Below are 22,313 nucleotides of genomic sequence, written 5' to 3'. Positions count from 1 at the left end.
ACATTGTTTACCATGTTACGAGCACCAAATCAAAAAATAAAACAGCAGCCCCTTTTTAAAAAGAAACTGCCGTTTGTTTAATTAAACTAATAACTTCTTCTGTTGCTGGAGAATCCACTTCTCCATACTTCTATATAACATCAACGAAATCGCCAATAATATGACACCTTTAATGAGGTTGAATGGCAAGATCCCTAAAATGACCATTTTATAAAGTGCATCACCGGTTACAGCTGGCATACCAAGGAAATAAGTGTACATCGGGAAAAACACAAAGTAATTCAATACACTCATACCAATTGCCATTGCTGTTGTACCTGCGATCAAACCTGCCGCCAGCCCTTTTGTCGAACGATATTTCATGTAGATCCAATAAATCGGCATGATGAACATGACACCTGTTGCAAAGTTTGCAATTTCACCTACAGGAACACCCGTTGGACTACCGGATAAAAACCAATACATGATATTCTTCAATAATTCCACACCGATCCCTGCAACTGGTCCCATTGTCATGATTGCGACGACAGCCGGAACTTCACTGAAATCAAACTTCAGAAATCCAGGCAATGCAGGCAATGGAAAGTTAAACTGCATTAAAACGGTGGATATACTTCCTAAAACAGCAATCAAAATTAACTTGCGTAACTTCATGTTTTTCATTTGTTCCTCTCTCCTTTTGCGATTCACTTCAAAAGAGGAAAGGCTTGCTCATCTGCTGCTTCGCTAAAAATCCCTAAAGCAAATCGCTTTAGGGAGAGTTAAATGCACTGTTAATAACAGATAAATTTTCAAGGATTTATCCGAGTTTAAACAAGCATCATTTTGCGTACACAAAAAGATGGCTGCACCTTCACCTTCTCCCATCCAGACTATACTGTCGGCTCCGGAATCTCACCAGAATCAGCTGTTAAGCTCGCGGGCTAAAAATAGAAGACTATTTTATTTCCGCCGGTCGGGAATTACACCCTGCCCCGAAGATGAATCAATATTATGTTATATTCCTATTGTAACTAAAAAAAACTGTTTTGTAAACTACTTGAGTCTACAAAACAGAATTATTTGAGAATAAGGAATTTCGGATTCGCTCCAATTGGTTTCGGCAGCGGCTGTGTAAAATCAAAATCCTGCCATTGCTCTTGCATTATTTGATCGAACTGTACTTGTCGATCAAAGCTTGCAGCAGTCAATAAAATACCTTCGATTAATTGCATAGCCTCTTCCACTTGCATACTATCCAAATCTAATACATCACTAAATTCCACATGGAGCACTTCCTTGTCTTCCGAGACTTTAAAATCTACGCCTTCTGGAACGACACTAGAATAAATGTCATTCGGCTTTTTCTTCATGCTCAACAAAGCTTCTTGTGGCGATTTAAAGGATTTACCGAAATTCGAAGAAAGCAACTCTTCCCCATTTTCTTGAGTGAATCGATAATAGGCTTGTTGCGATTTAGAGCCTTTCAGCACAATAGGTTTGCTCGCTTCACCGATCTGATCAAATACAATAGGCGATCCGTCTTCTCGAAGAAATTTGACTTCATCAAATCCGTAAAACGTATCTTGAACGGCTTGATTCAACATCTCTAGCGTAGCGCTCGCCATGTCGTACGAATGGTCTGCAGCAAACTTCATCCATACTTGTTTTTCATTCGATGAAATCACCGCGTTAAACGGGTGATACTCAGTGAAGCCGAGTGATTCCTCATCTAGTTTTCCGGCATACATATTGTAAAGTGCAACAGCATCCGGCTGTATCGTTCCTAAATCACTTTCTACCAACTCATTCGGTATAAGGAAGGTCACAGGTACAACCGTTGCCTGATTCGTCGCCAGACCTATATGAAAAGAATTCTGTTTAGCTACGTCAGACGGATAGACGGCATAATGCGGGGCCGTCGGTAAAGCTTTAGAGAATGTCGCCATATCTTGACTTGACTCGGTTGATTCTGAATTTTCTTCCAGTGATGCCGGAGCAGGGTCCGCATTATCCACCGGTTCTGCTTTATCCATCGATACTTGATTCGATGGATTGAGAAACGTCGGCACTAAAATACTGAGCAATAAAATCGCTGCAACAGCCACAAGAATCGGCTGCCATTTCGCTTTCATCCGCTTCTTCTTTGGCTGGGGTTCTTCGTTTACTCTCGGATCTTTCTTAAGTCTTGCTAGTACATCCTCTTTAGAGCGGTGATCTGAAATCGTAGGCATTTCGCGTAATGTAGTTTCAATTTTTTCTTCATTCCACTTATCATTACTCATTTGATCGCCCCTTTCTCACCGAACGTGCTTCTACCTTTTCCTTCAAAGCCTTTACTGCACGATGCTGGGTAGTTTTTACTTTACCCTCTGTCCATTCCAAAACTTCTGCAGTTTCAGCAATCGTGAGGTCTTGGAAGAACCGCATGAAAATGACCATTTTCTGATCGCCTGTACAGTTATGCAATTCTTCCAAAACTAGTCGTTTCTCTTCATCCGATTCGATAAGTTGCTCAGGCAGGAGATCGTGTGCAACCAATTCCTGTGTTTCCCAATCGAAATGAAGATCTGTATGCTTCTTCATGGTTGCTTGTTTACGGAAATAATCAATCGAGACATTTTTCGCAATTGCAAACAGCCATGTTTTCTCTGAACTTTTTCCTTCGAAGTTGCTGTATGATTTCAGTACGCGAACATATACTTCATGCATTAAATCTTCGGCTATGTCTCGATTACGAGTCAAATAGATCAAAAAATTAAATACATCTCGGTTATATTCTTCGTACAATCGCAGGAAAACGGAATCATCCATTTAATCCCCTCGCTCTATTATAGTAGTCGATTCATTTGAGGAAAGGTTTCAATTCTTTGGAGAATCAAATGGAAGTGAGCAAATGAAGACGGTTCCTTTCTCATCTCCATGTTTCGCCAAAATTGATCCGTGATGTGCATCCATGATGTTTTTTGCGATAGCCAAACCTAAACCTGTCCCACCTTTACCTCGCGTCCTCGCTTTGTCTGCTTTATAAAAACGTTCAAAGACAAATGGTAAGTCTTTTTCAGGAATCCCTACGCCTGTATCAGAAACCGACAGATCAAGCATCCCATTCGATCGATGGATTCCTAGTGTCACTTCACCTCCATTAGGTGTATGACGAATCGCATTATCAATCAAATTGGTAAATACTTGTTCAAGGCGATCCTCATCGGCAAGTATAACTAGATTTGATGATTCTTCTGTATTTAAGGTGAGATTCACTTGCGCGTCTTTTGCTACTTGAGAAAATTTTGTTACCATACGATTCATAAATTCGAAGATCGGCAATGGGTTCTCATGCAACTGGATATGACCCGATTCCATTCTTGCCAAGTCCAGCAAGTCTGTCACCAAGCGACTCATTCGCTTGGATTCATCATGAATAATTCGAACCATTTCCATGCGTTCTTCCTCACTGCTGACCACATCGTCAATAATCGCTTCACTGTACCCCTGCAACATTGAAATAGGAGTCCGTAATTCGTGGGAGACATTGGCAATAAAGTCTGAACGCAATTTATCCAATTTATGCTGTTCCGTCATATCCCGAAATACAGCGACCGCACCTCGAATATTATTTTCGCTATAGAGAGGACTGATGGAAATGACATAGAACTGTCCACCTAATTCAAGCTCATCTTCCACTTCCTCCGAAAATGAGATCGCATGCTCCAACATATGGAAGACTTCCTTTGGCAGAGGATGATGCTTTTTCTCATTGTAGCCATACCATTTTTTTAATAACAGCTCGGCTTGTGGATTCTTCAGCAATATCGAATAATCCTGATTAAACGTAACAACTGCATCTGTCATGGAAGTTAGAATACTGGATAATTGTTCTTTCTCCTGTTTGATTAACTCCATATTGTATTTTAATTGACGTCCCATTTGATTAAATGCTGTTGCGAGTTGACCAATTTCATCGTTTTGTGCAACTGGCAAATGAGTATCAAAATTCCCTTTGGACAATTCGAATGCAGCTTGTTTCATTTTCCGTAACGGCAGCGTAATCCGTGTCGATAAGAAAAAGGCAAAAAATGTAGTTAGTATGAATGCAATGAATGCTGATAAGAATACAATATTAGTTGTACTTTTCGTCGTGCGGTGTACTGCGTCCAAACTTTGGTACATGAGGACACTTGCTTTTTCTCCTGAAAATTGTTCATAAGGATAAGAAAGAATCAAATATTGCCCCATTACTTCGTCTTCGTCTAAAGATGGAAGGATCATTTCCTTTACAATCTGATCGCCAACTTCCGGTGATTCAAAAAGACTTCGTTCAGATAACAATTTTTTTTCAATTTCTTCTTTACTTGCAGCCGTATGGAACGAATAAAGAATTTGCCCTTCTTGACCCACTATTATCGCATTGGTCTCGGTGTCCAGTATGTCTTCTATGATCAAATGCATGGAACTCGTAGTTTGTCCTTCATGATCATTGACAATTTTGCTGATGGTGGCAGCTTCCCTCTGCAAGGATTCTTCTGCTTGTTTCGTATGAAAATTATCCAGAAACTCCAGCAGAAGCAATGTCACGATAAACAGGACAAATGAAACGAGAAGCAATATGGTGGCCCATAGCTTCCCGACAATTGAATTCCATATTCTAATCATTCGTTCGGAACCTCGAACTTATAACCGACGCCCCAGACGGTGACGATCATTTTGGCTGCCCGTTCAGATACACGACTTAACTTTTCTCGAAGGCGTTTGACGTGCGTATCTACCGTTCTCAAATCTCCAAAAAACTCATAGTGCCAAACTTCCTTCAATAACTGCTCGCGATCGAACACTTTATCCGGAGATTTCGCCAAGAAATAGAGCAATTCATATTCTTTCGGCGTCAAATTCACTTCTTTACCCTCCGCCGTTACACGGTGTGCATCGTGATCGATTGTTAATTGAGGGAATACGACTAAATCTTTCGATGTGGTAGACGATGAAACATTCGGGAAAGAAACCGACCTTCTAAGCATCGCTTTAACACGCAGTACCACTTCTCTCGGACTGAATGGCTTGACGATATAATCATCCGCACCGCTTTCAAATCCGCCTACACGGTCGGATTCTTCACCTTTTGCAGTCAAAAGAATGACAGGTGTCATTTGCTTATGTTCACGCAGTTCTGCCAACACTTCCAACCCATCTTTTTCAGGCATCATGACATCAAGCAATATGCAATCATACTGTTCAGCAAACGCTTTCTCCAAAGCTTCTGCTCCATCCACCGCTTCGTCGATTTCATAACCTTCGCGAGATAGATACATATTCAGCAGTCGGCGAATCCGATCCTCATCATCCACTACTAATAATTTCACTGTTTCTTCCACAAATCATTACCCCTTTCGACAATCTTCTATGTCCATTGTACAATTTCTAGTGTTTAAAAGAAATCAATTACGCCTCGGCGTAATTGCGTCCGGATTCTTTCGAGCGCACTCATAATGATCCATTAAAAATCCATGACATCTGCCGGAAGCTATAACTGAGCTCAGCAGGCGTCTGAATACCTACCGCTCAGTAATAAATTCACATACATCTTACAAACAATAGAGGTGAGAGTTTTCATCTGAATTCAGATAAAAAGACTGCATGACAAGTTTTGCCATGCAGTCTAAGCTTACGCGTATGAATGCAAGCCTGCAATAATCAAGTTAACTGCAATCAAGTTGAACATAATGATCACGAAACCGATCACTGCCAGCCATGCTGATTTTTCTCCTTCCCAACCGCGAGACAAACGCAGGTGAAGGAATGCAGCGTAGAATAACCAAGTGATGAGCGCCCAAACTTCTTTCGGATCCCAGCCCCAGAACCGTGACCATGCTTCATGCGCCCAAATCATTGCGAAAATCAATGCACCGAGCGTGAAGACAGGGAAACCGATTAAGACTGAACGATAGCCGATCTCGTCCATCAGCTGAGAGTTCGCTTTCTTTGCAAGCGGTTGGAATACTGCGGCGATTGGTTTGCGTGCAATTAAACGTAATAACAGATAAAGCACAGAACCTACCGCAACGGCCCAGACAAGAGAGGATAACTTTTGTGCGTTTACAATTGGCGGCATCTCAATCCAAGGAGTCATAGTATCCGGCGTCATCGCTTCGTATTCATTCATTCCGAATAACGGAGGAACATGATACGTAATTTCAGCAGGTGCCTGATTTTTATCAATATACGTAAATTCTGCTTCATAATTCATTACCTTGAATGTCGTGGATGTTACGACAAAACCAAGTACAAGTATTAATGTATACATAACAGCTTCAATCCAAAAACGTTGTTTAGATTTCTTTGTCATATCTATATTTTTCACTAAAAACACAAGGCCTGCTATAGCACTGATTGCTAGTATTGATTCACCAATAACCGTTGTAATTACATGGATGAACAACCATTTACTCTGCAATGCAGGGATTAGCGGAGTAACTTCTCTCGGGAACATCGTTGCGTATGAAATAATGATAATCGCAATCGGCAAAGCAAATAACCCAAGCGAAGGTGTCCGGTATATAATATATAACAGAATAAATGCCCCTACGAGCATCATCCCGAATGCAGTCGTGAACTCAAACATATTACTGAGAGGTGCGTGGCCTGATGCGGCCCATCTCGTAAAGAAATAGCCTAAGTGAGCAAGGAATCCAATAATTGTAATGACTAATCCAATCGTTCCCCACTTACTGTTATGGTAGGCCTTTTCAGTTTTCGATTTTTTGATGGCTCCGCCAAAAAATAATGTCGCCACTAAATAAGAAACAAATGATACAAACAACAAGTTACTACTGACAGCAACTAAATCCATTACTCTTCGTCCCCTTCCTGTTCTTGCTTGTCCAATTCAGGATCTTGACGATCTATATAAGCAGGCAAGACGGCAGACTCTCGAACTTTATCCAGATCTTTTCGTAAAGAGAACCAGTTTTTATTCGTATGGGCCGCAACCAATATATGACCTTCCGCATCTTTTTGGACCCAAATCCGGCGGTGTTGCCAATAAGATCCTTGGATGACACCAATCATGAAGATCAGACCACCCAATATCAAAATATAGAGCGTTTTGTCTTTTCGGATCGTTAAACCTGATATGTTACGTGTTTCAGCAGAAGCAAATTTAACGGCATAATCGTTCTCTTCCACTTCCAGCGTTTGGCGAATCGCAACGAAACTTCTTTCACCTTCCGGCTTATCCGGTGTCTTCATTTGGAAAATGAACGCTGGATTATTCGGAACTGGCGATTTAGAGTATGGTTCACCGTCCTTCACTCCGTCATAATCCGGATAGAATCCAATCATCTTAACGGACGAACCATTCCCAAGATCATACTCTTTTTTAGGCTTACTCAAATCAACTGTGAACTCGCCTAATGATTTTTCCGTTGATTTGTTCACCAAATGAAAAGTCATGGTACTCAATTCATTCAGCTTATAGTCCATCTGGAAAACATTATAGCCATTAAATTTCAACGGCTTGTTGACTACAATAGAATAATCCTGCATTTTTTCGAGGTCGTCACTCCCCGGTAATGCGCCTTCTTTTTCTTTGTAAAGGGTGACATCTGTCTGATACGTCTTTACAATCGAGCCCACTTTATCTAGAGCCTCACCGAAAACTTCTTCAGCTTCGTCCTTCGTATAATTCTCTAAAATGAATCCTCGGTTTTCGAGTACATAGCCAGGCGCTCCTACAATATTACGCGTTTCCCCTTCACGCAGCCACATCGCTTCATCGACGTAGAAGCCAGGAATCCCTCTCAATAGAACTCCCGCAAAGAAAATGATCAAACCAGTATGATTTACATAAGGGCCCCAACGTGAGAAACGATGTTTTTCTGCTAAAATAGCACCATTTTCTGTTTTCACGTTATAGCGCAGTTCTTTCAACTTCTCTTCTGCCTTGGCAAGAGTCTCTTCCGTGTTTTCTACATCCCCTTCTCCATAAATACGCTGGCGCTTCATGAAGGATGGGTGGCGACGTGTACGTTGCTTTTTCAGTGATTTATATAAAGGTACCACACGGTCAATACTCGCAATGATAATTGAAGTTGCCAGCATGACAATCAGTACTTTAAACCACCAACTATTGTACATATCATAAAAGCCGAGCTGATAATAAATCTTTCCTACCACACCATATAGACGTTCGTAGTATTCCGCATACTCGGCATCCGTTGTAGCGGGGACGTAGAATTTCTGCGGAAAAATGGTTCCGATCGCTGAAGCAGCCAGTACAGCTACAATTATACTGACACCAATCTTCACACTGGAGAAAAAGTTCCATATTTTATCGACAATCGAACTTTTATACGTCTGGGATCTTCTGGAAGATCCTTCGTATCGCATATCCACTATGTCACTTTTCTTTGCCTTTTCAGACAAAGGACGCCCACACTTCTCACAAAGTTCCGTACCATAAGGGTTTTCATGACCGCATTGGCATTTAATATTGCTCATTGAGTAACAAACTCCTTACTTTGGTTGAATACTTTCTAAATATTCCCTTATTTGCTGTTCACTCATCCCTTGCTTAATAATCTTCGTAATCTTGCCTTCGGGATTAATCAAGAAGGTGGTAGGCAGCGGTTTGATGTTGTAAAGATCCATTACTGTTTTATTCTTATCCCATAACATCGGGAATGAGAGGTTCAAGTCATCTCGGAAGAGTTCTACCTTTACTTTCGGCTCTCCTACGTTGACTGTCAGTATATGTACACCTTTTGCTTCAAAATCTTTGTACATATCCTCCATATGAGGCATTTCTTTCTTACATGGCGGACACCAAGTTCCCCAGAAATTCAAAAACACACCTTCACCTTTATAATCCGATAGACGATGTGCATTTCCTTCCAGATCTACAAGCTCGAAGTCAGGAGCCTTGTCCCCTTCTGCTAAGACCTTCACTCTGTCTTTTGAAGTAATCGCATATACAATGATGGCTGCCATAATTAATAGAAGGACTGTCCTGCTAATTAGCCTGATCTGTTTTTTATTTTTCTTGGCCAATCATAATACCTCCCGTCGTAAATACGTTCCAATCGCTATTATACCAAAACGCAAATTCAGTTGACGTCGCACTAGTGATAGGTTTGTGAACTTTTGAGGCTTTCTTAGCCGATCTTCCCGGTTTCCGCAAGAACACGCAGTTGTTTAATTTCATGGGTCGTCAATTCTCGCGCTTCTCCTGCATTCAGCCCGCGTGTCGTCAAATTGGCGAACTGCTCACGCTTTAGCTTCTGCACAGGGCAGCCAATCGCATCGAACATTCGGCGGACTTGTCTGTTGCGTCCTTCATGAATGGTGATCTCTACAATCGCAGAGTTGGTTTTTTTATCGACAGTTGTCATTTTCACCTGAGCAGGCGCTGTTTTACCATCCTCCAGCTCAATGCCTGTCTCTAGTTTTTTAAGATTTTCTCGCGTAGGGATTCCTTTAACTTTTGCGACATACCTTTTTTGAATCTCAAATTTCGGATGTGTCATCAAATAAGAGAAATCTCCGTCATTTGTCAGCAACAACACGCCCGACGTGTCATAGTCCAGTCTGCCGACAGGGAAAATCCGTTCGCTAACTTCCGGTACTAAGTCAATTACTGTTTTGCGTCCTTTGTCATCTTGTACAGTGGAAATATAGCCACGTGGTTTATAGAGTAAGTAGTAGACAGGCGATTCTTTTGTCAGTTGAACACCTTCTACTGCAATTGTGTCCATTCTGCTAACTTTTGTTCCAAGTTCCGTCACGACTTTGCCATTTACTTTGACCAAGCCGTCAACTATGAGTTTTTCTGCCTTTCTTCTAGATGCGATGCCGGCCTGCGCCAATACTTTTTGTAATCTTTCCATGGTTTCCTCCTTGATGTTACCTAAATAGAACTCTGCGTGTAGATGATGCGTTGTTACTTCTGTATGAAGGTCGGTAAAAAACGACATACCTAACTTATTCTACTTTAATTGATACTGAAAAAATTATGTCACACTTTGCGGTAAATGAAAAGAAGACTGACCTAGACAGGACAATCTTCGAAATTGTGTGTATTCAATTCACTTTTCCGTTTCGATATCGACCGCTACTGTCTTGATCGGTTCTGTGTCCAAGTAAATCGACCAGAAACCTTTTTTTTGAGTTTCTTCGGTTTGGGGTATTTGTAAAACGTTGGATAGGTGTTTTTTCTCTTCTTTTGATACGAGTAATTTAATGGGAGTATCTAGTTTTGCGGTCATATGAGGGAAGATTTGATAGCGTCCTTTTTTTGCGATGGTATGGTTTTGATATTCGGAAAACGCTTGTTGCGATAAATGTTTGTGTACTTTCCAGTCGTCTCCGTTATTTAACGTTACAACAATAACGGACTTACCATCTTTTTCGAAATACGTAGCTAATGTTCGACCGGCCACCTTTGTAAAGCCCGTTTTGCCAGCAATTGCTGTAGGTTCGGATAGCAGCAAACGGTGCTTATTCTGCCAGCTGTTTTTGCCGTGTTCCGTCTCAAATGGATAATTCGTCGTAGTAGCAATCTTCCGGAATTTCGGGTTTTCCATCGCATAATAAAGCATTTTAGCCGTATCGTACGCTGAAGATAAATGTCGATCATCATGTAGGCCGGATGGGTTTGTAAAATAGGTTTGTTCTAATCCATGGCTTTGCGCTTTTTCATTCATCAAGTGAACGAAGCCTTCTACAGACCCGCCCGCATGTTCAGCTAGTGCTTGAGCAGCATCGTTCCCTGAACGAAGCATCAGTCCATAGAGTAAATCGTCCGTTTGCATAGCGCTGCCATATTCCAAGTAGATTGATGAACCTTCTGCAGACGCCGCTTCTTTTGAAATGATTGTTTCCTGACTTTCCGATTGCGACTCCAAAAATGTATAGGCCGTCCACATCTTCGTTAGACTCGCAATAGGCAAGGGTTGATGTTCATTCTCTCCTTTTAGCAGTCTGCCGTTTTCAGCGTCGATCACTGCCCAAGCTGATCCTGCCGCACTTGCAGCTTGGGGTGAAGCGAATAGCACGAATCCCAACAACAACAAAACAATGACTGAAGACTTTCTCAAGCGTCAATTCCTCCTTCGTCTTGAATCGAGAATGCTTCCTGAAACTTTGTCATAAATAAGTCTGGATCTTCCTGCTCCTTTTCTTCTTCCAAAGAAAGTGGCGGCAATTCTTTTAAAGACGCAAGACCAAAACGATCGAGGAAGAAATCCGTCGTACCGTATAAAATCGGTCTTCCCGGTCCTTCCATTCGCCCAACTTCCGCCACAAAACCTTTACCTGTCAATGAATGCAAAGCCCGTTCAGATTTCACACCCCGCAAATCATCTACTTCAACCCTTGTAACCGGCTGTTTATATGCGATGATCGCAAGAACTTCCAATGCTGCTTGAGTAAATGTTGAAGGCTTCGGATTCTCCAACATCTTCTTGATCTCATCTGCCAATTCACTTTTCGTCACCAATCGGTAGCTGCCGCCATAACTTTTCAAGGTGATGCCTCGCTTCGAGTCCTGATCATAGTCCTCATGCAAAGCAGTCAGTATTTTTAGCGTCTCATCTTCATTACGTTCCAATAAAGCAGCCAAATGAGTAAGTGTCAGTCCTTCCTCACCTGCTACAAATAAAAAACTCTCCGTCATGCTCAAGAGCTGTGATTCTATTTCCAATTTATACATCTCCTTGAATCAATGAGATTAGCAACTCTTCGAAATTATTACTTTGTCGAACTGTAACTTCCTGAAGTTTCATCAGTTCGAGCAGTGATAGGAATGTCAACACCAATTCTGCTGTAGTTTCGGTCTCAAAAAGCGCATGAAACTCGCATTCACCGCCACAAGTCTCCAGCTTACTCATAATGACAGACATCTTATCCCCGACAGATTGCTCTGTCTTTGTTATACTCGCTGTTAGGGGCAAGCGAAGTTTTTTTCTATGAAGCATCTTTTGGAAAGCACCGATTAAATCAAAGACGTTTAACGGATCTTCTGATTCCTGAACTGGCAGTTCTCCATAGCCCGATAGATCTTCAGGCTTTTTCGTGAAATGCTCATCGCGGTCCGCAGCAGATTCTCGCAATACATTCGCCGCTTCTTTGTATTTCCGGTACTCAATCAATCTGGCAATGAGCTCTTCACGAGGGTCCTCTTCCTCATAGTCGAAATCATCGTCAAATGCTTCCTCTTCATTGACCGGCAACAACATTTTACTTTTAATTTCCAGGAGAGTGGCCGCCAATACAAGATACTCACTTAGTTCGTCTAATTGGAGAACGCGCATGGCATATAGATGCTCTATGTACTGGTGTGTCAATTCCGCCATGGGGATATCGTAAATGTCGATCTCCAATCGATTGATCAAATGCAATAATAAATCTAGCGGCCCTTCAAAAACTTCTAATTTCACACTATAACTCATTTTAACTACCTACCTTAACAGAAAGGAATGATTTAGGATGCATCCTTACTCTCATCCTCTATTTCTACATTTTATTGTGTATTTCAACGACAATCAAGATTATTTCGAATGCCACGAAGTGCTAGAAGAATATTGGAAAATGCAAGAGGATTTTTCGAAAGAACATCCCTTGACCGGCTATATTCTTATGGCTACTGGATTATACCATTGGCGCAGAGGCAACTTAACAGGTGCGGCTCGCACATTGACAAAAGCACTTCATCGTTTTCAACAAATGCCGATTGAATACAGCGTCTACAAAGAAGAGGTAGCAGTGAATCAACTGATCGACCACTTGAAAGACAGCTTGGACCGTCTTGAAGGCGATGCAATCTTTACTCCATTCCTTCTGCCGATTTCACCAGCACTTCTGGAACTGTCTGAAAAAGCCAAGCCGACGATTTCACTTCTTCCGAAGAACAGCGCATCTGTCATTCATAAACATATGCAAAGAGATCGGTCTGATATTCTCATTCAACGCGAAGAAAAGAAGAAGGGCAGCAGTTAAATATCTGCGCCTTCTTCTTTTCGTTTACATCTTTCTATAAACTGCTCAGTGAAATCAGTACTTTGACATTGATAGCCGGGATAGATTAGCGCCAGTTCTTTTACCATATCATAGCCAATTCCTTCGCTACGAAAAGATGGATTGACCGAAATATGCTGAATGGTGTAGGTTTTATCGTGTTCATGTACCTCTACACCAATCAATCCGATATAATCCTCTGACTCTTTATAAAGAAATAGCTGCCAATCCTCATCACAAAGATATAGTTGGATGGTTTCTTGTAGTTTACGCAACATTTTTTCGCTAGGGATGTACGATAAAAAACCCATAGCAATTTTCTCATGCGCCTTTTTAAAACGTATAAGTTTCAATAGTAACCCCTTCTTTTCAGAAATCCTTTGTACAGTTTACATGAACATTCCATTATATTCAACTCATCACTTTACAGTTACCGGGGATCAATCACTGGCACAACAAAATACCAATAGGCAGCTCCCCAAATTAAACCAATGACGAGAATCGCTAGGAAAAGGATCAGATTCTTCTTCCTCATTGAGAAATCTCCTTCGCTTGCTGATGTAGCGGAAGATCCAATTTAATAATGTCTTCATAGGTTTCCCGTCTCACCACTAGTTGGTGCTGACCCTTTTCCGCGAATACAACAGCTGGCCTAGGCAAACGATTGTAGTTGCTGGCCATGGAATACGTATACGCACCCGTACAAAAAACAGCTAGCAGATCACCAGTCTCCACTCTAGGCAAAAAGGCTTCTTCAATCAATTTGTCCCCTGACTCGCAGCATTTCCCAGCGACAGTCCACTGTTGATCGTGCGGCTCATTCATCCGGTTGGCGATGGCACTTGAATAGTGCGCATCATACAATGCCGGGCGAATATTGTCAGACATCCCGCCATCAACTGCTACATATGTCCGGATACCAGGCACTTCTTTCGTGCTGCCAGCAGAATAAATCGTCGTGCCGGCATCGCCGACAAGAGACCGGCCAGGTTCAATCCAAATTTCAGGAACCGGATATTCGTATTCCCCTGCCATCGACTTCACAACTTCAGCCATTTCTTCCACATACACTGCCGGCTCAAGTGGATGGTCTTCCTCAGTATAACGAATGCCGAATCCGCCGCCTAAATTCAATACCGGACAAATAAACTGATGAACTGTTCGCCACTCCATCATTTTCTCCATCAATACTTCTGCCGCAAATTTAAATGCAGCCGTTTCGAATATTTGTGATCCGATATGGCAATGCATCCCTAGAAAATTAACGAATTCATGATCGAGCAACGCGTTAAAGGCTTGATCAGTTTGTCCATTTTTCAAATCAAAACCAAACTTCGAATCCTCTTGTCCAGTCGTAATATAATCATGGGTATGAGCTTCTACTCCTGGTGTAACGCGAATCAAGACATTCATTTTCTGCTTGCGCTCAGAAGCGATTTCCTTAATGATGTCGATTTCCAAAAAATTATCGATTACGATACAGCCGATTTGTTCTTCAAATGCATAAGTAATCTCTTCTCTGCTTTTATTGTTTCCATGGAAGTGGATGCGCTCGCGAGGAAAGCCTGCTGCAACAGCAGTATATAATTCTCCACCCGATACGACGTCAAGAGACAGCCCTTGCTGCTCTGCCAATTGATAGATCGCAATGGAAGAAAAAGCTTTACTCGCATACGCCACTTGCGCCTTCATGCCTTTTTTCTCAAATGTCTCTTTGAAACCTGACGCGCGTTCCTTGAACAACTCCGTGTCATATACCATGACAGGCGTTCCGTATTGTGAAACAATCTCGGTGACTTCCACTCCTCCGATTGTTAAATGGCCTTTTTCATCCACCGTTTGTGTCCCATAAAGATGCATCTTACATACCCCTCCCGAATTCTCTTAGATAAACTTTATCATAAGAATACGGAAAGAGGCAATGTTCGATCCAAACAGGTCCTAAGCATTCAAGACATCCTGTCACGATTAGAGGATTTTGTAACAAACGGCCGCGGATCATCGATTGTCATCGGGAATCGAATCAATACACGAAGCAAGGCTTTCGGGAAGAATGGGGTGAACGGCCACAAATACGGCACATTCATCGGTTTCAAAGAACATAAATAGTAATAAATAAAAGCAAACGCAAGGAAAAACCCAGGTGCTCCAAGCAAAGCTACGGAAACTAACAAGAAAACCCGAAAAACTTTCGTCGTTATACTTAATTCAAAAGAAGGTATCGCGAATGTCAAAATTGCACTGACAGCGACATACAATACGACCTCAGAAGAAAAAAGTCCCACGTCTATTGCAACTTGTCCGATGACAATAGCAGCCACCAACCCCATCGCAGTAGATAGCGGGGTCGGTGTATGGATGGCCGCCATCCGTAAAATCTCTATCCCTACATCCGCCAAGATCAGCTGCACAAATAACGGCACTTCACCCCATTCATTCGGTCCTATATATTTAATGGCTTCCGGAACGAATTCACTTTTGGTAGAGAGTAAATACCAAAACGGCAGCATCACTAAGCTGAAAAATGTGCCGATAAAACGCACTCCGCGAATAAATGTTCCGATCAAGGGTGCTTGCCTGTACTCTTCCGCGTGCTGCAGATGATGAACAAGTGTGACAGGCACCAGAATGACGGAAGGTGATGTATCTACAATAATCGCGATATGACCTTCCAGTAAATGAGCCGCGCAAATATCTGCCCGCTCGGTATAACGAACGAACGGCATTGGATGGAATCCTTGTTTGAATAAGAATTCTTCCAATGATTTGTCCGTCATCGTGAGGCCATCAGTTTTTAGATCATCCAGCCGTTTTCGCACGAAATCCAAATGCTCTTCATTCGCTGCGCCCTTCAAAAAAGCAATGGCAATATCCGTTTTTCCTTTTACAGATGTTTCATGCATTTCAAAACGAAGCTCTGTAGCACGCAATCTTCTGCGAATTAACGACGTATTGGTCAAAATATTTTCCGTGAAACCGTCCCTTGAACCGCGAATAACTTTTTCGGTGTCCGGCTCTTCTGGTTGTCTTCCTGGATAATTTCGAACATCTAAAGTGAATGTGAATCCATCACTCATGACGAAAACGGCTAATCCGCTTAATATAACCTTTGCCAGCGTATCTTCATCCTCGACTACCTCAAGCGCATGATATGGAAAATAATCGATCATCGCACGATCTGTTCCTTCGTCGGAAGAAGCATCTTTAAATAATTCATTGCGGTATTGCATTTCTGTCAGTAAGGTAGTTAAGACCTCGCCATCTACTAGTCCATTCATATACAGAAGAAGTATCTCTTTATCCCACAGGTGAATCAACCGACGTGTAGCGTCATATGTTTCGTCTTCGCCAAACTGGTTGATGAACCACCTTTCCCCTTCTCTTATAGACTTAAATAGATTCTTGGTCAAATTATTTTCTCCTCACCTTCTCGAGTGCCTCTTCGGCATTCGCTCCCATCCAAGTTTTCATCTGGGCCAAGATTTTCTTTTCCAGTCTGGAAACTTGTACTTGTGAGATACCGATCCGTTCAGCGATGTCACTTTGGGTGTAATCTAAGTAGTAACGCATATAAATAATTGTTTGGTCCCGTTTATTCAAACGAGTAATGATGTCTCGCAATGGAATATGATCGAAAACCCGCTCTGAACGGTCGTCACGTAGCTGATCCATTAAGGTCAGACTATCTCCATCACTTTCATATAACTGCTCATGTAACGAAGCCGGGTCACGCAACGCATCAGACGCTAATATAACATCTTCCACCGTTACTTCGAGTAATTCCGCTACTTCCGAGATGGAAGGGGAGCGACCATTTTTCTTAATGAAATCATCCGTCGCATGTCGAATCTTATAGCTCAGCTCACGGATAGTCCGGCCTACTTTCACCATACCGTCATCACGCAAATAGCGTTGAATTTCTCCTACGATCATCGGAACTGCATACGTTGAAAACTTCACCTCATACGAAAGATCGAATTTATCTATTGATTTCATCAAGCCAATACAGCCAATTTGAAACAAATCTTCTAAATCCGCACCACGCGAAGCGAATCGCTGAACGATAGACCACACAAGTCTCGTGTTGCCTTCTACCATCATTCTTCTAGCTTCTTTGTCACCCGTTTGTGATTCTTTGATGAGTTCTCTCATCTTCTCTTGGGACAGTAGAGCGTGTTGCTTCTCAACAGATGCTTCCATATGTCACCTCATTCTACTTACTTCTGTGACCGGCGAAAAGTTCTTTTCGAATGTCACGATAGTCCCGGCTCCGAGGGTAGAATCTACACGGATACAATCAGCGAAACTTTCCATAATAGTAAAGCCCATGCCTGAACGCTCCATTTGCGGCTTTGTCGTAAACATCGGCTCCATCGCCTGCTCTACGTCAAAAATCCCCATTCCTTCATCCTTTACAGTCATTTTGATGAGGCGGTCTTCAATCGTCGCATGAATGGTTACCAAACTTTTTCCATCGCATTCATAGCCATGAATAATCGCATTCGTGACAGCTTCAGATACGATGGTCTTAAATTCGGAAATTTCTTCTAAAGTCGGATCTAACGGTGTGATGAAGCAAGTCATCGCCATGCGTGCAAGTGCTTCATTTTCTTCGATCGCCAGAAACGATAAGGTCAACTCATTTTTCATGTACAACCCCTCCGATTTCGTCGATTGCTTCTTCGACTGTACATTTTCTAATCACAGCGCTCAGGCCTGAAAATTGAAAGATTTTCTCCATTGTTGGTGACGGATTAAGTATCAAGGTTTCTCCGTTGACGGGTGCAAGATCACGCATTCTGCCAAGTATGAGGCCAATGCCTGCGCTGTCCATAAAGCCTAGCTTGTATAGGTCCCAAATGATTGCGCGTGTTTTTCCTGTGAATATTGCGGTTGATACTTCAGTTCTAATTTGATTGGCTTCATGGTTGTCGAGTTCACCTGCCAGCGTGATCAAAACAATGCCATTTTCCAGTTGGGTAATAGTTGCCATGTGTTCAAACGCCTCCTTCATGAAGCTATCATTCCACATTTAGAACCCGAATCCTTTACTTTTGACAAAACTAGTCATGAGACGTTAAAACTTCTTAACTTACGACATTGAAAAGTAGTCTCGGCGCCGCTGGTACGGCAAAAATCATGCGTCTGCTTTTTCTTTTTACTGAACGTTGGCGCCTACCGCTTGTGCCGAAGTAAGTTCAACAACGTTACTCTTTTGTTGTCTCGTCCCTCGACTTTTTAATGTGTCCGAGATAAGGGACACTGGGATGCACATTGACACCGCTGCGCGGCTGGGGGATTGCCTCCCGCCAAGAGCCAACTAGCAAAAGCATGCTAGCTGTCTCATGGCTACGGCTGACCCCGCAGTTGCGGCTGCGCTGGTATGGTGAAAATAAGGTGCGTAGCGTTTAAAATTTTCAATGCTTCAGTGTCTGCTTAGTAGTCTGAATTCAGTTTGCAAGGAGAAGTTACCTTATCTCTTCCTCTTACTGAACGTAGGCGCCTTACAAGCGGTAGGCGGAGTGATGAGACAGACAGGCGGTCTTCCTGACTGGCTTATCGCGGGAGCCATCCGCTAGCGCCGAAGTGTATTCAACGACATTACTCTTTTGTTGTCTCGTCGCTCGACTTTTAATGTGTCCAAGATAAGGGACACTGGGATGCACATTGATACCGCTGCGCCGCTGAGGGATTGCCTCCCGCCAAGAGTACACTGGAGTTCACTTAGCTTTACAATTGGTTAAACTATCTCAAGCTAAATAAGAGTATGTACATTGAAAAACTGTTTTACACATAAACAACAAAAAAAGCCATATGTCCCGGCAGATTCCTTCTTCGCGGAATCACCTGGACATATGGCTTTATTATTTATAAAGAATGAATTAAGGATGGTGCTTCTGCTTTTTCGGCGGAGATGTATATATGGTCCTGCAGCAGCTTGATAGAATCGTCCACTTGCTGCTTATTCGAATGAAGAATGGCGAGTGGTTCGCCTTCTTTGACGTAGTCTCCGATTTTTCTGCATAAGACAATTCCAACTGACAAATCGATGACATCTTCTTTTGTGGCGCGACCGGCTCCTAACAGCATTGCTGCTACTCCTACCTCGTCTGCATCGATCTCGCTTACATAGCCGCTTTGTTTAGCAGGTACTTCGATTTGATACTGTGCGTGCGGAAGGAGATCAGGATTTGCTATAACTTCCGCGTTACCGCCTTGTGCTTTGATTAATTCGCCGAATAGGCGTAACGCTTCACCATTTTTAATGACGCTTTGCAACTGAGCCCGTGCATCTACATCGGATGCTGCTTTGCCGGCAGCCAGCAACATTTTACTGCCAAGAACTAAGCAAAGTTCCGTCAAATCGGCTGGTCCTTTACCTTGCAGTGTCTCAATCGCTTCTTTTACTTCTAACGCGTTACCTATAGCGAGCCCTAACGGTTGACTCATATCCGAGATGACGGCACTCGTGTTACGTCCTACTTCATTGCCGATTGCCACCATCGCGTCCGCTAACTGACGAGAGTCTTCCAATGTCTTCATGAACGCGCCGGCGCCCGTCTTGACATCCAAGACAATCGCATCTGCACCCGCCGCAAGTTTCTTACTCATAATGGAGCTTGCGATAAGCGGGATACTGTCCACTGTCGCCGTGACGTCTCTCAGCGCGTATAACTTCTTATCGGCAGGTGTCAAGTTTCCGCTTTGTCCGATCACGGCGATTTTTAGTTCATTCACTTGCTGAATGAACTGCTCCGTCGAAATTTCCACATGGAATCCTTCAATTGCTTCGAGCTTATCAAGCGTACCGCCTGTGTGGCCAAGTCCTCGACCACTCATTTTGGCAACCGGCACACCACAAGCGGCGACTAACGGAGCTAAAATCAACGTAGTCGTATCCCCCACGCCTCCAGTGGAATGCTTATCCACTTTCACTCCCTCAATGGCTGACAAATCTATCTGATCGCCTGACTCTGCCATAGCCATTGTTAAATGGCCTTGCTCTTCCGTTGTCATCTTCTGAAAAAAGACAGCCATCAAAAACGCACTTGCCTGATAATCCGGTATGGATCCATTTGTATAGCCAGTGACAAAAAATTCGATTTCTTCTTTTGTCAGTACTTCCCCGTCTCGTTTCTTCTCAATGATATCCACTATGCGCAGCATGCCGATTAGTCCTCCCTATTCAATAAAGATAAAAAGCTCTCTCCGTATTCAGGTTTGTCTACCTGGAAATTCTCAGCTATGGTTGCGCCGACGTCAGAGAATGTTTTACGTATCGGCAATTCCCCAGCCCCTTTATTGCCAGGTGAATAGACGAGCAACGGTACATATTCTCTCGTATGGTCTGTACCTTCATGAACTGGATCATTACCGTGATCTGCTGTAATGATCAATAAATCGTCCGGCTGAAGGGCTGCCATAATTTCCGGCATACGCGCATCGAATTCCTCCAATGCCTTGCCGTAACCGATCGGATCACGACGATGGCCATAAAGTGCATCGAAATCGACTAGATTGATAAAGCTGATTCCTTCGAATTCTTTTTGCATCACATCGACCAGTTTATCCACTCCATCCATATTCCCGCTTGTACGAATGGCTTCTGTCACGCCTTCTCCATTATAAATATCTGCAATCTTACCGATTGCGATAACGTCATATCCTTTATCTTTTAACTCGTTCATAACTGTTTTACCGAACGGTTTCAGCGCGTAATCATGACGATTTGTCGTCCGTTTAAAATTACCCGGTTCACCAACGAATGGACGCGCAATAATACGTCCAACCAGATACTCCGGACGCAACGTCAATTCTCTGGCAATTTCACAAATACGATATTGTTCTTCGATTGGAATGATTTCCTCGTGGGCAGCAATTTGAAGAACAGGATCAGCAGAAGTGTAAACAATGATTGCACCCGTTTCCATATGTTCTTGACCGAGTTCTTCAATGATTTCCGTTCCGCTTGCCGGCTTGTTACCGATCACTTTACGGCCCGTTTTCAATTCCAGCTCCTCGATCAATTCTGGCGGAAAACCATTCGGATACACTTTGAACGGCTTATCTATGCGTAAGCCCATGATTTCCCAATGCCCTGTCATCGTATCTTTACCGACTGATGCCTCTTCCATCTTTGTATAATATCCCAATGCATCTTTTTGAGGTACCAATCCTTTGACAGGCGCAATATTGGCTAGTCCCAGCCGCTCCAGATTCGGCATCTTTAAACCATCCATTTCTTCCCCGATATGTCCAAGAGTATTGGCTCCAACATCCCCGAAAGCCTCGGCATCGGGTGCTTCCCCAATGCCTACTGAATCTAGTACGATTAAATGAACTCGGTTATAACGTAATTTTTTCATAAAAAAACCTCCAATATAGTGGATTACGCTCTTGGATGATACATGCTGTATACATCCTTCAAACGCTTTTTGCTGACATGCGTATAAAGCTGTGTCGTAGAAATATCAGCATGACCAAGCATTTCCTGGACTGCCCTCAAATCTGCTCCATTTTCGATTAAATGAGTGGCGAATGAATGGCGCAACAAATGCGGAGAAATCACCTTTTGAATATTCGCTTTCTGCCCCGCATCCTTGAGAATCTTCCAACAGCCTTGTCTTGTCAATCGCTTTCCATGCATATTGACGAATAAAGCATCCGGGTCCTGCCCGGCTCTAATAAACTTCGGGCGCGCGTCATTCAAATAACTGCCACAAGCATCAATTGCAGAACGTCCCAATGGCACAATCCGTTCTTTGCTTCCCTTACCAAAGACCCTGACAAATCCCATTGTCAAATGAAGATCAGCCAAATCAATCGCTATCAATTCACTTACCCTCATTCCGGTCCCGTATAACAACTCCAGAAGTGCTAAATCTCGTAATCCTTGGGGTGCAGTACAATCCACTACATCCATCAGCTGCTCTATTTCTGGGATGGACAAGACATCCGGCAACTTCTGTTCAATTTTCGGAAGTTCCAAATGGATGGTACAGTCATGTGTCGTGAGTTGTTCTCTCACTAAAAATTGATGGAACGAACGGATTGAAGAAATATGTCGTGAAAGTGTGCGAGAAGACTTGCCGCTTTCCTTTAGCTTTTTTATATGCTGTAAAACAGTGGAACGTTCAATCGAATTAAGCGTTTCCAACTGTAAACTTTCTAGATAGCGTATGTAGGAAGTCAGATCTCGCTGATAGGATTTCACTGTATTCTGTGATAGCTGACGCTCCACTGTCAAAAAGTGTACATAGTCTTCCAGCGCAAACCGTGCTTCTTTCATAAAAGGTGACCCCTTTCTAATGAAAAAGTAAAAAAGGATA

Annotated in this window: 22 protein-coding genes and 1 riboswitch; of the genes, 1 reads left to right on the top strand and 21 read right to left on the bottom strand. The window is 42.8% G+C overall.

The window, feature by feature from the left end:
* Positions 1-81 precede the first annotated feature (81 nt).
* The 12 genes from MKX97_RS06460 to MKX97_RS06405 all read right to left on the bottom strand — a co-directional run bounded on the left by MKX97_RS06460 (position 82) and on the right by MKX97_RS06405 (position 12,419).
* Entirely contained in the window at positions 82-663 is a 582-nt protein-coding gene (locus MKX97_RS06460) for an ECF transporter S component (RefSeq protein ID WP_078816448.1), read from the bottom strand.
* Between the two features lie 188 nt (positions 664-851).
* Positions 852-986, bottom strand: a riboswitch (FMN riboswitch).
* A 72-nt stretch (positions 987-1,058) separates the two neighbouring features.
* The gene (locus tag MKX97_RS06455) at positions 1,059-2,264 is read right to left on the bottom strand and encodes a GerMN domain-containing protein (RefSeq protein ID WP_342537214.1); all 1,206 of its coding nucleotides are present in this window, start codon (positions 2,262-2,264) and stop codon (positions 1,059-1,061) included.
* Positions 2,257-2,793, bottom strand: a complete 537-nt coding sequence (locus tag MKX97_RS06450; RefSeq protein WP_221836756.1) for a sigma-70 family RNA polymerase sigma factor — start codon at positions 2,791-2,793, stop codon at positions 2,257-2,259. Before MKX97_RS06450 ends, MKX97_RS06455 begins: the two co-directional genes overlap by 8 nt.
* Before the next feature lie 48 nt (positions 2,794-2,841).
* Positions 2,842-4,632: an ATP-binding protein gene (locus MKX97_RS06445; RefSeq protein ID WP_078816445.1), complete on the bottom strand. Its 1,791-nt coding sequence runs from the start codon at positions 4,630-4,632 to the stop codon at positions 2,842-2,844.
* Positions 4,629-5,348: a response regulator transcription factor gene (locus MKX97_RS06440; protein WP_078816444.1), complete on the bottom strand. Its 720-nt coding sequence runs from the start codon at positions 5,346-5,348 to the stop codon at positions 4,629-4,631. The genes MKX97_RS06445 and MKX97_RS06440 overlap by 4 nt, the downstream gene beginning before the upstream one ends.
* Before the next feature lie 290 nt (positions 5,349-5,638).
* Complete coding sequence (ccsB, locus tag MKX97_RS06435) at positions 5,639-6,823, bottom strand: c-type cytochrome biogenesis protein CcsB (RefSeq protein ID WP_340758612.1); 1,185 nt, start codon at positions 6,821-6,823, stop codon at positions 5,639-5,641.
* Positions 6,823-8,472 (bottom strand): cytochrome c biogenesis protein ResB, encoded by a 1,650-nt coding sequence (locus tag MKX97_RS06430; protein ID WP_342537212.1) that lies wholly within the window; start codon positions 8,470-8,472, stop codon positions 6,823-6,825. Before MKX97_RS06430 ends, ccsB begins: the two co-directional genes overlap by 1 nt.
* A gap of 15 nt (positions 8,473-8,487) precedes the next feature.
* A complete protein-coding gene (gene resA / locus MKX97_RS06425; RefSeq protein ID WP_078816441.1) occupies positions 8,488-9,021 on the bottom strand; it encodes a thiol-disulfide oxidoreductase ResA in 534 nt (177 codons plus the stop codon).
* Between the two features lie 104 nt (positions 9,022-9,125).
* A complete protein-coding gene (locus MKX97_RS06420; RefSeq protein WP_078816440.1) occupies positions 9,126-9,857 on the bottom strand; it encodes a pseudouridine synthase in 732 nt (243 codons plus the stop codon).
* Between the two features lie 198 nt (positions 9,858-10,055).
* Complete coding sequence (locus MKX97_RS06415; RefSeq protein ID WP_078816439.1) at positions 10,056-11,066, bottom strand: D-alanyl-D-alanine carboxypeptidase family protein; 1,011 nt, start codon at positions 11,064-11,066, stop codon at positions 10,056-10,058.
* Positions 11,063-11,680 (bottom strand): SMC-Scp complex subunit ScpB, encoded by a 618-nt coding sequence (gene scpB / locus MKX97_RS06410; protein WP_078816438.1) that lies wholly within the window; start codon positions 11,678-11,680, stop codon positions 11,063-11,065. The genes MKX97_RS06415 and scpB overlap by 4 nt, the downstream gene beginning before the upstream one ends.
* Positions 11,673-12,419: a segregation/condensation protein A gene (locus tag MKX97_RS06405; protein ID WP_078816437.1), complete on the bottom strand. Its 747-nt coding sequence runs from the start codon at positions 12,417-12,419 to the stop codon at positions 11,673-11,675. The genes scpB and MKX97_RS06405 overlap by 8 nt, the downstream gene beginning before the upstream one ends.
* 37 nt (positions 12,420-12,456) lie before the next feature.
* Between MKX97_RS06405 and MKX97_RS06400 the strand changes: the two genes are divergently transcribed.
* Complete coding sequence (locus tag MKX97_RS06400; protein ID WP_009497180.1) at positions 12,457-12,966, top strand: DUF309 domain-containing protein; 510 nt, start codon at positions 12,457-12,459, stop codon at positions 12,964-12,966.
* Here MKX97_RS06400 and MKX97_RS06395 read toward each other — a convergent pair.
* The 9 genes from MKX97_RS06395 to xerD form a co-directional block, all read right to left on the bottom strand.
* Entirely contained in the window at positions 12,963-13,295 is a 333-nt protein-coding gene (locus MKX97_RS06395) for a GNAT family N-acetyltransferase (protein ID WP_050804656.1), read from the bottom strand. The two genes, MKX97_RS06400 and MKX97_RS06395, sit on opposite strands and share 4 nt — an antisense overlap.
* A 220-nt stretch (positions 13,296-13,515) precedes the next feature.
* Positions 13,516-14,844: a diaminopimelate decarboxylase gene (lysA, locus tag MKX97_RS06390; protein WP_342537211.1), complete on the bottom strand. Its 1,329-nt coding sequence runs from the start codon at positions 14,842-14,844 to the stop codon at positions 13,516-13,518.
* A gap of 89 nt (positions 14,845-14,933) precedes the next feature.
* Positions 14,934-16,394, bottom strand: a complete 1,461-nt coding sequence (locus tag MKX97_RS06385; protein WP_342537210.1) for a spore germination protein — start codon at positions 16,392-16,394, stop codon at positions 14,934-14,936.
* 1 nt (position 16,395) lies between these two features.
* Positions 16,396-17,184, bottom strand: a complete 789-nt coding sequence (locus MKX97_RS06380; RefSeq protein WP_009497184.1) for a SigF/SigG family RNA polymerase sporulation sigma factor — start codon at positions 17,182-17,184, stop codon at positions 16,396-16,398.
* A 3-nt stretch (positions 17,185-17,187) separates the two neighbouring features.
* The gene (spoIIAB, locus tag MKX97_RS06375) at positions 17,188-17,634 is read right to left on the bottom strand and encodes an anti-sigma F factor (RefSeq protein WP_009497185.1); all 447 of its coding nucleotides are present in this window, start codon (positions 17,632-17,634) and stop codon (positions 17,188-17,190) included.
* On the bottom strand, positions 17,624-17,977 hold the full coding sequence (locus MKX97_RS06370; protein ID WP_040758189.1) for an anti-sigma factor antagonist: 354 nt from the start codon (positions 17,975-17,977) through the stop codon (positions 17,624-17,626). Before MKX97_RS06370 ends, spoIIAB begins: the two co-directional genes overlap by 11 nt.
* Before the next feature lie 875 nt (positions 17,978-18,852).
* Positions 18,853-20,148 carry a pyrimidine-nucleoside phosphorylase gene (locus MKX97_RS06365; protein ID WP_078816990.1) on the bottom strand — a complete coding sequence of 432 codons (1,296 nt, stop codon included), beginning with the start codon at positions 20,146-20,148 and terminating at the stop codon, positions 18,853-18,855.
* Between the two features lie 8 nt (positions 20,149-20,156).
* Positions 20,157-21,350: a phosphopentomutase gene (deoB, locus tag MKX97_RS06360; RefSeq protein ID WP_078816435.1), complete on the bottom strand. Its 1,194-nt coding sequence runs from the start codon at positions 21,348-21,350 to the stop codon at positions 20,157-20,159.
* A gap of 23 nt (positions 21,351-21,373) precedes the next feature.
* Positions 21,374-22,273, bottom strand: a complete 900-nt coding sequence (xerD, locus tag MKX97_RS06355) for a site-specific tyrosine recombinase XerD (RefSeq protein ID WP_342537209.1) — start codon at positions 22,271-22,273, stop codon at positions 21,374-21,376.
* Positions 22,274-22,313: the final 40 nt, after the last annotated feature.

The sequence above is a fragment of the Sporosarcina sp. FSL K6-3508 genome (assembly GCF_038615825.1).
GTDB classification, from domain to species: domain Bacteria; phylum Bacillota; class Bacilli; order Bacillales_A; family Planococcaceae; genus Sporosarcina; species Sporosarcina newyorkensis.
The sequence above is the reverse complement of the archived record's forward strand: the minus strand, read 5'-3'. Positions and strand labels throughout refer to the sequence as shown.